Below are 9,902 nucleotides of genomic sequence, written 5' to 3' on the forward strand. Positions count from 1 at the left end.
GATGGAGTATGCCTTCATCCGCCCCTCCCGTGGGACAGAACCTGTAAAAATGGAAATCAGCGCAGCCATATCCGAGACCGCGAAGCGGCTGCGCAGCATTCTGGAGGAACACGGCCCGGATGCACTCTCCGTATATGTATCGGGCCAAATGTCGCTGGAGGCCCAGTATCTGATTAACAAGCTGGCCAAAGGCTTCATCCGGACGCCGAATATTGAATCCAATTCACGTCTATGTATGGCTGGTGCCGGCAACGGCTACAAGCTCTCCCTGGGAGCGGATGGCCCTCCGGGTTCCTATCAGGATATGGATCAGACCGATTTATTCTTCGTTATCGGCGCCAATATGGCCGATTGTCATCCGATTCTGTTCCTGCGGATGATGGACCGGGTGAAGAACGGCGCAAAGCTGATTGTTGTTGACCCCCGGCGGACGGCAACGGCCGAGAAGGCCGACCTGTTCATGCAGATCAGACCTGGAACGGATCTGGCCCTGCTCAACGGGCTGCTGCATCTGCTGGTTAAGAACGGACATACGGACCCGGCCTTTATCTCCCGGTTCACCTTGGGCTTTGAGAGTATGGAGGAATTCCTGGAGGATTATCCGCCGGATAAAGTCTCCGAGATCACCGGCATCCCGGAAGCGGATATCCGTCAGGCAGCCGAGTGGATTGGTGAGGCTCCGGAGTGGATGTCCTGCTGGACCATGGGTCTCAACCAGAGCATTCACGGCACCTGGCACACCAATGCCATCTGTAATCTGCATCTGGCTACAGGAACTATCTGCCGTCCGGGGAGCGGCCCCTTCTCCCTCACCGGACAGCCCAATGCCATGGGCGGCCGGGAGATGGGCTACATGGGGCCGGGCTTGCCCGGACAGCGTTCTCTGGTGTCTGAGGCTGACCGCAGCTTCATAGAGGAGCTGTGGGAAATTCCCCAAGGCACTCTTCGGACAGATGTCAGCGGCGGTACCATCTCCATGTTCGAAAGCATGATCACAGGCAAGATCAAAGCCTGCTGGATTATCTGCACCAATCCGGTGGCTACCGTTCCGAACCGCAAGAAGGTCATCGCTGCCTTGGAAGCGGCGGAGCTTGTCATTACCCAGGATAGCTTCCTGGATACCGAGACCAACCGGTATGCGGATATCCTGCTGCCCGGAGCCTTATGGGCTGAAGGTGAAGGGGTGATGATTAATTCGGAGCGCAACCTGACCCTGATGCAGCAAGCCGTGAAGCCGCCTGGAGAGGCCATGCCGGACTGGCAGCTTATCGCACAGGTAGCCGCTGAAATGGGCTATGCTGAAGCCTTTTCCTACTCTTCTTCGGCAGAGGTCTATGCGGAAATCCAGCAAGCCTGGAATCCGAAAACAGGATATGACCTGCGCGGGGCCACCTATGCCCGGCTGCGTGAAACACCAGTACAATGGCCTAGTGCACCGGATCAGCCGAACGACCGGAATCCAATCCGGTACTTGAACCGTCAAGACGGTACTGCACGGATAGAGCTTTCAGATAAGAGTTCTCCCGATCTCGTATTCCCGACAGAAAGCGGAAAAGCCGTATTCTGGGCACGTCCGTATATGCCGCCTGCAGAGCTGCCGGACAGCGACTATCCCTTTGTGCTGAATTCCGGCCGCTTGCAGCATCAATGGCTTACGCTGACCAAAACAGGCAAGGTCCAGAAGCTCAATAAATTGAATCCAGGCCCCTTTGTGGAAATTCATCCGGAAGATGCGGAATCCCTGGGAATTAAAGACCGGGAGGCGGTTGAGCTCCGTTCGCGGCGGGGGTTGGCCATTCTTCCGGCAGTCCTCTCAGACCGCGTGCGCCCCGGCAACTGCTTTGCCCCTTTTCACTGGAATGATGTCTTTGGGGCACAGCTGGCTGTCAATGACGTTACTAATGATGCCGTCGACCCTATGTCCTTGCAGCCCGAGTTGAAATTCTGTTCGGTGTCACTAGTCAAGGCTGCAGTTCAGCCTGGCGGGGAACTGCATACACCGGCCATAGACCAGAGTCCGGCTTCACAGCCAGCCAGCACTGAGACCATCCACCCTGAGGAGGCCGTAACGATGAAGCAGCTCGACACACTCGCAGGCCTGCTAGGGATTGAACCCCCCGCAGCCCTAAATCTGGATAGCCACGAACAGGCTTATCTCTCCGGCTTCCTCACCAGCCTGCGCACGGAGGCCGGCCAGTCCGCTTCCGGCATTCCGGCTTTGCCGCCCAACGCACCTTTTGAAGCACCAACCCGCTTCTTTGTAGACGGCCTGCTAGCAGGCATGTTCTCCCGCGTCCCGCTTACCGTAGCGGAAGCTTACGCAAGAACAGAAACGCTAACAGAATCAGACCCATCAGAGGCTGCCCCGCTGCCGGAGAGTACCGCTACGGCCAAGCTTCCGGTAACCATTCTTTGGGCTTCACAGACGGGGAATGCTGAGGGTGCGGCCATTGACTGTGCCAGGAAGTTACAGCAAGCCGGTTATGATGTACGGCTCGTAAATATGAACCAATATTCCGTGAGCGATCTGGCCAAGAACCGGTTTGCCCTGTTCATCGCCAGCACCTTCGGAGCCGGAGATCCTCCGGACAATGGAGAAAGCTTCTTCCAATCCCTTCAGGCAGAGAATGCCCCGCGGCTTCAGGATCTGCGTTATGCCGTACTTGCTTTTGGGGATTCCAATTACGATCTCTTTTGCGGCTTCGGGCGGAATCTGGATACCCGACTCACGGAGCTTGGCGCACAGCAGCTGCTTGACTGTGCCTATTGCGATACAGACTTTCAGGAGCAGGCAGATGCCTGGACGAATGATATTTCGGCATTGTTGAGCGGATTTACAGGCAGCCCGAAGCCCGGTGTACCTGCCGAAGCAAGCCGTAATTCGTCCCCTCAGCTTGCCGTATCCGCTCCGGTTGCCTCAAGTTCAGAACCGCACGGATATCACCGGAACCACCCGATACCTTCACGATTGCTGTTCAAGCAGAATCTGAACAAGGCCGGATCTGAGAAAGAAACCCGCCACTACGCCTTCGATCTTACGTCTGCAGGGGTCCAGTTCGAAGCAGGCGATGCTCTGGGCGTGTGGCCTGCCAATTGCCCTGATCTGGCCCGTAATCTGCTGCATACGCTGGGCATTGAGCCCTCTACGCCGGTGCTGGTCAAAGGCCAGGGAAAACTGCCGGTGGCCGAAGCGCTGCTCCATCATTACGAGATTGCCCGGGTGACACCGGATATGCTCCGGTTCATCCGTGACCGCACTCAGGATGCCGGGTTAAGCAAGCTGCTCGACAATGAGAACCCGGCGGAGCTCAAGCAATGGCTGTGGGGTCGTCAGCTGATCGATGTGCTGCAGGAAATTCCGGTTTCCCTCAGCGCACAGGAGCTTTTGGAACAGCTCAAGCCTTTGCAGCCCCGCCTCTATTCGATTTCTTCCAGCCCGAAAGCCAATCCGAACGAGGTTCATATTACCGTTTCCACCGTTCGCTACGAGAACAACGGCAGCGCCCGCAAGGGAGTATGCTCCACATTTCTCGCGGACCTCGCTACTGAGGATACGGACATTCCCATTTTCATTCAAAAGAATGCCCATTTCCGTCCACCGGTTAATCCCGATGTCCCGATGATTATGGTCGGTCCGGGTACTGGTATCGCACCATTCCGGGGCTTCCTGCAAGAGCGTAAAGCATCCGGGGCCAAGGGGAAAAATTGGCTGATCTTCGGGGAACAGCGGGAAGACAGTGATTTTTATTTCCGCAATGAGCTTGAAGTTCTCCAGAAGGAAGGCTTCCTGCATCGGCTGGATACCGCCTTCTCACGTGATCAGCCTGACAAAATCTATGTACAGCACCGCATCCTTGAGCATGGAGCCGAGCTCTGGGGCTGGCTTCAAGAAGGCGCGCACTTCTATGTATGCGGAGATGCCCAGCAGATGGCCAAAGAAGTAGATGCCGCACTGAAGACGGTAATCCAGCTGCACGGCGGCATGACTGCGGATGAAGCGAATCAATATGTAAAAGAAATGTCGTTATCCAAGCGGTATGCGCGGGATGTCTATTAAGCAGACTATGTTAGATTTTAAGGCAAAATAATGCATAAAATCGTCCGGCAACGATCAACCTACAGGTTAGCGTCCTTGCGGCGCGCTAATCACAGGAGGCGATCTACAAATGGCAAAGCCGGATAACCGTGCAGACAATGTTGAGCATTTACAGCAAAGCATTCAGCACACTATGCAAAACCTGCATGAAGCTGAAGACTATTTAAACGAATTTTCTTCTGAAATCAGCAGCACAGAACGGGAGCAAATCGAAGCAAAGAACGAACGCCGCAAAGAAAGCATTAAAGGCTTCCGCGAAGAAGTTAAGGACGAAGCCGCACATTCACAGGAGTAACCAAAAATTGGCGACGCGCCCCACTATTTCAGGGCTGCGTCGCCGTTTTACTGCAGCGCTTTTCTAAAAAAAGTGATAATGCAAATTATTGTTATTGACATAGTGAAATAATTAAAGTTATTATATCCCTTAATGAGAATGATAATCATTTACTGGGGGAAATTTTGAGATGATAAATCGGAAGTTTTTGGCTCCATTACTTACAGGGATCATGACTGTCGGCCTGCTGGCAGGCTGCAGCGCAAACAAGGCGAACAACGCTGTTAACTCGGAGGAGAGTTCACCGACCGCGACTGCACAGGCTGCAGAGCAGGTAGTTAATGTTTATTCTGCCCGAAGTTACGACGTAGACGCTCTTCTGTATGAGAAATTCACTACGGAAACTGGAATAAAGGTAAACATCATTGACGGCAAAGCGGAGGAACTTATTGAGCGTCTTAAGCGTGAAGGAGAAAGCTCGCAGGCAGATTTGTTCCTTACCGTGGACGGAGGCGTATTGAACAACGCCAAGCAGGCCGGATTGCTGCAGCCGGTAACTTCCGACATCATTGACCAAAACGTGCCGAAAGAACTTCGTGATCCTGAAAATGAGTGGATTGGTCTTTCCACACGCGCCCGCGTCATTGTATATTCCAAGGATCGTATAAAACCGGAGCAACTGTCAACCTATGAGGACCTGATTAGTCCGGCCTGGAAAGGTAAAATACTGGTCAGACCCTCTTCTAGCCTGTATAACCAGTCTCTGTTGTCTTCCTTCATAGAACTGAACGGCGAAGCGAAAGCGGAGGAATGGTCCAAAGGTCTGGTTGAGAACCTGGCACGTACTCCAGAAGGAAACGATCGTGACCAAGCGAAGGCTATCGTTGCCGGTGTAGGCGATGTTGCCCTCATGAACACTTACTATGTAGGTCTGCTGCTAAATTCGGATGATCCGGAGGAAGTGAAGGTCGGACAGAGCGTCGGCGTCTTTTTCCCGAACCAGGAAACAACGGGCACTCATGTGAACATCAGCGGCGTTGGCTTAACCAAGAACAGCAAGAATAAGGAAAATGCCTTGAAACTGATCGAATTCCTGACGGGTAAGGAAGCTCAGACTATGGTTACCAATGAAAACTACGAGTTCCCGGTAAATGCTGCAGCAGAACTGCCTGAACTGCTCAAATCCTGGGGAACCTTCAAAGCACAGAAAATCGACTTCAACACACTGGGCATTCACAATGCCAAAGCGATTGAAATCATGAACAAGACAGGCTGGAAATAATAGATGAACCTCAGTGCGGTAAAGGTACAGATCAAAAGACACCTTAGCGTGTGGCGAATCGTGAGCTTAGCGGGGGCAGCAGTCATTATGCTGCCCATTTTTTTCGTATTTCTCTCCATTTTTGACGCGCCGAACGAAAACTGGGTACAAATCAGGCAGTATCTGGTCAAAGAATATATCGCCCAAACGCTTCAGCTGACATTGACCGTTGCCGTACTGACAGGACTGCTCGGTGTTACGCTGGCCTGGCTGGTAGCGGTGTTTGATTTTCCGGGCAAGCGTTTTTTCAGATGGGCGCTCGTGCTGCCTTTGGCGGTTCCTCCTTATATTGCAGCCTTTACGTACAGCACAATGTTCAGCTACACCGGTGTCGTCCAGACCACCCTGCGGAATGGGCTGGGGATCATCCCCAATCAAGAACTGATTACGTTCTCCTCCATGAGGGGCGCGGTCACCCTGTTTACCTTGTTTCTGTTTCCCTACGTCTACCTGATCACTAAATCGTTCCTGGAAAGACAGAGCGCTTCCTATATTGAAAATGCCCGGCTTCTCGGAAGAAACGGCTGGTCCATATTTATTCGGGTTGCGATCCCGCTGTCCCGTCCCCCCCTTGCGAGCGGCATCAGCCTGGTCACCTTCGAGGTGCTAAGCGATTACGGTGTTACGAGTTATTTTGGAATCCATACAGTGTCTACGGCGATTTTTCAGACCTGGTTCGGAATGTATGATGCTGATTCGGCTATGCGTCTTGCTGCCTGGCTAATGGTTATTGTGATGGGCCTGTTCTTTATGGAGATGCTGATTCGCAAACGGAGGGCCTACAGCTCAACGACGAGCAAATCCAGGCCGCTGACGCCAAGACGCCTTACAGGACTACGCGGAATGAGCGCAACTACTTTCTGTCTGCTGATATGGTGTGCATCGTTCCTGTTTCCTCTCCTGCAGCTCATCGTATGGGCCAGCTGGACCTTCGATACGGTGTGGGATGCGGACTTTGTCCATCTTTTCTACCAGACCTTATCCGTAGCTGCGGTTTCCACCCTGATTATCATGGTGTTCGCACTCATTGTCGCTGCTACGAACCGTTCCCGTTCTACCGCTTCCTTTCTTCTCTCCAAAGCCGTAACGGCTGGATACTCCATACCCGGAGCCATTATTGCCATCGGTGTGCTGGTCGTGTTCCTATGGCTCGATAAAGTCTGGGCTGCGGTTCATCACGGGTTTGCTATTAACGGAACACCGCTCGTGCTCAGTTTGACCCTGGCTATGCTGGTGATGGGGTATGTAATCCGGTTTATGGCTACGGGCTACAATGCTGTGGAAGTAGGATTTGAGAAAACAGGGCGGAAGTTCACGGAAGCATCGAGGATGCTGGGTCATGGCATGACGCGTACTTTTTTCAGCGTAGATTTCCCTTTAATCAAGGGGGCTGTAATGAGCGGCTGCATCTTAACCTTTGTAGAAATCTGCAAGGAACTGCCGCTTGCTCTAATCCTGAGACCCTTCAATTTCGAGACTCTGGCTACAAAAGCTTACCGGTATGCAAACGACGAACAGATTTTCAAAGCCTCCATCCCGTCGCTGCTGATTATCTGCATCAGCTTCATCTCGGTTTATGTTATGCATCTCTTAGACAGGAAGTGGGATAAATGAGTATAGTAGAAATCCGCAATCTTTCGTTTTCTTATGGACGGGGGAACCTCCCAGTTATCGACCGGTTCTTCTGCTCCATTGAAAAAGGAGAAATTGTCGGCATTGTCGGGGCAAGCGGCAACGGAAAAAGCACGCTGCTGCGGCTGATCGCGGGTCTAGAGATTCCAGCGGGTGGAGAAATCCGGATTAACGGTCTACCTGTAGTCAATGAAGGGACCTTTGTTCAGCCAGAGCGCCGCGGTGTCGGTATGGTATTCCAGGATTACGCGCTGTTCCCACATATGAGTGTCCGTAAAAATATTGAGTTTGCCATCCACCAGCTTCCTCGGAAAGAGCGCGCCAAGCAGCTGGAGGAAATGCTGGAGCTGGTCCAGCTCAGCGATTTCAAAGAGCGCTATCCGCATGAGCTCAGCGGCGGACAGCAGCAGCGGGTGGCCCTTGCCCGGGCGCTCGCGCAGAAGCCGGCCATTCTCCTGATGGACGAACCTTTCAGCAACCTTGATGCGGGGCTGAAGGACTCGATCCGTTCCGAGCTGCAGGCGATCCTGAAGAAAGCTGAAATGACCTGCCTGTTCGTTACCCATGACCAGCAGGATGTCGAAGCCATCAGTGACCGGTCTATCCATTTACAATCAGAGCCGGAATTCACTAGGGGCTAGTTCTTTTCATCTGATATTTTAGCGACGAGCTTATTGCGCTTGTGCTGAAACAAACCGAACAGCCCATGCCTTCAAGGATGGGCTGTTTCTGCATATAGCTCTACCCGCGCGGGTGATAGGCCACACCTAATCTACTACCTTCAAGCCCTATCGCTTGGTTACCGCAAACAAGGATTGAGACAGCAAAACCATGGTTTGTCTATAAACGGTATGGGCCGCTTCGGCATTGCCAAGGAACCCGCCCATGTAAAGGTGGATTACCCCGTGGAGCGAAGCCCATATGGTGCTGACAATGGTCCCGGTCTCTTCCTGGTCTGAAATCTGTCCTTGCTGCTGGGCGGTGCTGATTAGAATCAGCAGACGGCTTATGGCTGTCATCGTTCCCTGCATACTCTCCGCATCCGGCTTGAACTCGGCAAAAGCCCCTCCAAACATCAGCTTGTAATAGCTGGTATGAGCCTGCCCAAACTGCCAGAAGGCCTCACCCAAATCCAGAAGCTGCTGCAAGAGGTCAGAGGTTGGCGGTACTTCTTCAAAACGCTGTGCCAGCAATTTGCAGCCCTCCAGATACAGCTGCTGGGCCAAACCTTCTTTATTGACGAACAAACTGTAAATAATCTTGGTTGAGCAGCCCATCTTTTGCGACACTTTACGTACGGTAACGGCTTCCGGCCCCTCTTCCTCCAAAATAGCCGCGGCAGCATCAACTACAAGCTTACGGAGATTTTCCGTATTCTGCAGACGGGCCTCCTGATATGTTTTTAACTCCCGCCCCATAGATTGCGAGGGCTTGTCTTCGTTATGAATAAGAATCACCTTCATTCGGTTATCGTGTTGTTCATAGGAAACATGGTTACTGGGTTATAACAGGCATTCTAACCATTTGTAGTAGGGTTGTCAATGGATCCATCACGCTGGAAAAAAGATTTGACACATGTGCACCCACTAGGTTACGATGATTCACATCGGAAACAGTGTTACCGAAATGAATTTATGCCCATATATATTCGGCATCATTTTTTTGGAGATAAGGTAACGCTGTTTCTAAATTAAAACATCGTATCAAAGGAGCGGGAAACATGAATATTAAAGGGAAATGGTCACTGATCACCGGAGCATCTTCAGGCATCGGGGAACAGTTTGCAAGACAACTGGCAAAGGAAGGCAGTCATTTGGTGCTTGTAGCCAGATCCAAACGCAGACTTGATACACTTGCAGCCGAATTGACCCAAAGCTATGGGATTCAGTCCCGGGTTATTCCCCTGGATCTGTCCGTGGAAGATGCTGCCGGAGAATTGTATCAGAAGTGCCAGCAGCTCAACCTGGAAATTGATCTGCTGGTCAACAATGCAGGGTTTGCCACCCACGGTCTGTTCGAGAAAGTATCCGGTGAGCGCCAGCATGAAGAAGTGATGCTTAATGTCGCCGCTGTAGTGGATATGACTCATTTATTCCTTCCGGGGATGCTGGAAAAGGGAGCGGGCGCTGTTATCAATGTATCGTCTACCGCAGGCTTTCAGCCGCTGCCTTATATGGCCGTCTACGGGGCCACCAAAGCTTTTGTCTTGTCCTTCACCGATGCCCTTTGGTGGGAGAATCGTAACCGTGGCGTTCAATTTTTTGCTCTGTGCCCAGGCTCGACGGATACGAATTTCTTCAATGTCGTGGGCTCGGAGGATGCCTCTGTCGGTGCGAAGGATACACCGGATCGAGTAGTGGCAGTCACACTCCGCGCTATGAAAAAAGGGAAACAGTACGTTGTTCCTGGATTCCGGAATTATCTGGGGGCTCAGATTTCCCGTTTCATGACCCGCAGACAGAGTCTGCGGCTGGTGGGGGGCATGCTCCGCCCCCGCAAACAATAAGGAGGATAAATGATGTCTACAGAACCAAAGCAGCTACGTAAACGTTCGTCACGATGGAGCTTGGCCCTGCTCG

Annotated in this window: 7 protein-coding genes; 6 read left to right on the forward strand and 1 reads right to left on the reverse strand. The window is 52.4% G+C overall.

Going from position 1 to position 9,902, the window contains the following annotated elements:
* The first annotated feature begins 49 nt into the window (after positions 1–49).
* The 5 genes from AQR02_RS17860 (at position 50) to AQR02_RS17880 (ending at position 7,964) form a co-directional block, all read left to right on the forward strand.
* The gene (locus AQR02_RS17860) at positions 50–4,057 is read left to right on the forward strand and encodes a bifunctional nitrate reductase/sulfite reductase flavoprotein subunit alpha (protein ID WP_209444177.1); all 4,008 of its coding nucleotides are present in this window, start codon (positions 50–52) and stop codon (positions 4,055–4,057) included.
* A gap of 109 nt (positions 4,058–4,166) precedes the next feature.
* Positions 4,167–4,391, forward strand: coding sequence for a small acid-soluble spore protein Tlp (tlp, locus tag AQR02_RS17865; protein ID WP_054941636.1), 225 nt, complete (start codon positions 4,167–4,169; stop codon positions 4,389–4,391).
* A 169-nt stretch (positions 4,392–4,560) separates the two neighbouring features.
* Positions 4,561–5,652 carry a Fe(3+) ABC transporter substrate-binding protein gene (locus AQR02_RS17870; protein WP_054941637.1) on the forward strand — a complete coding sequence of 364 codons (1,092 nt, stop codon included), beginning with the start codon at positions 4,561–4,563 and terminating at the stop codon, positions 5,650–5,652.
* 87 nt (positions 5,653–5,739) lie between these two features.
* On the forward strand, positions 5,740–7,305 hold the full coding sequence (locus AQR02_RS17875) for an ABC transporter permease (RefSeq protein WP_342447463.1): 1,566 nt from the start codon (positions 5,740–5,742) through the stop codon (positions 7,303–7,305).
* Positions 7,302–7,964, forward strand: a complete 663-nt coding sequence (locus AQR02_RS17880; protein ID WP_054941639.1) for an ABC transporter ATP-binding protein — start codon at positions 7,302–7,304, stop codon at positions 7,962–7,964. The genes AQR02_RS17875 and AQR02_RS17880 overlap by 4 nt, the downstream gene beginning before the upstream one ends.
* Positions 7,965–8,111: 147 nt before the next feature.
* On the opposite strand, the gene AQR02_RS17885 is transcribed toward AQR02_RS17880, so the two are convergent.
* A complete protein-coding gene (locus AQR02_RS17885; protein ID WP_187388795.1) occupies positions 8,112–8,786 on the reverse strand; it encodes a TetR/AcrR family transcriptional regulator in 675 nt (224 codons plus the stop codon).
* A 257-nt stretch (positions 8,787–9,043) separates the two neighbouring features.
* Between AQR02_RS17885 and AQR02_RS17890 the strand changes: the two genes are divergently transcribed.
* Positions 9,044–9,829, forward strand: a complete 786-nt coding sequence (locus tag AQR02_RS17890) for an SDR family NAD(P)-dependent oxidoreductase (RefSeq protein ID WP_054941640.1) — start codon at positions 9,044–9,046, stop codon at positions 9,827–9,829.
* The last annotated feature ends 73 nt before the right edge of the window (positions 9,830–9,902 follow it).

Origin of the sequence: Paenibacillus ihuae, assembly GCF_001368795.1 — a bacterium.
GTDB lineage: Bacteria > Bacillota > Bacilli > Paenibacillales > Paenibacillaceae > Paenibacillus_AQ > Paenibacillus_AQ ihuae.

Bases quoted from the DNA above. Each gene is read 5' to 3' on its own strand.
- AQR02_RS17860 (WP_209444177.1), top strand. From the start codon at position 50: ATGGAAATCAGCGCAGCCATATCCGAGACCGCGAAGCGGCTGCGCAGC.
- tlp (WP_054941636.1), top strand. From the start codon at position 4,167: ATGGCAAAGCCGGATAACCGTGCAGACAATGTTGAGCATTTACAGCAA.
- AQR02_RS17870 (WP_054941637.1), top strand. From the start codon at position 4,561: ATGATAAATCGGAAGTTTTTGGCTCCATTACTTACAGGGATCATGACT.
- AQR02_RS17875 (WP_342447463.1), top strand. From the start codon at position 5,740: ATGCTGCCCATTTTTTTCGTATTTCTCTCCATTTTTGACGCGCCGAAC.
- AQR02_RS17880 (WP_054941639.1), top strand. From the start codon at position 7,302: ATGAGTATAGTAGAAATCCGCAATCTTTCGTTTTCTTATGGACGGGGG.
- AQR02_RS17885 (WP_187388795.1), bottom strand. From the start codon at position 8,786: ATGAAGGTGATTCTTATTCATAACGAAGACAAGCCCTCGCAATCTATG.
- AQR02_RS17890 (WP_054941640.1), top strand. From the start codon at position 9,044: ATGAATATTAAAGGGAAATGGTCACTGATCACCGGAGCATCTTCAGGC.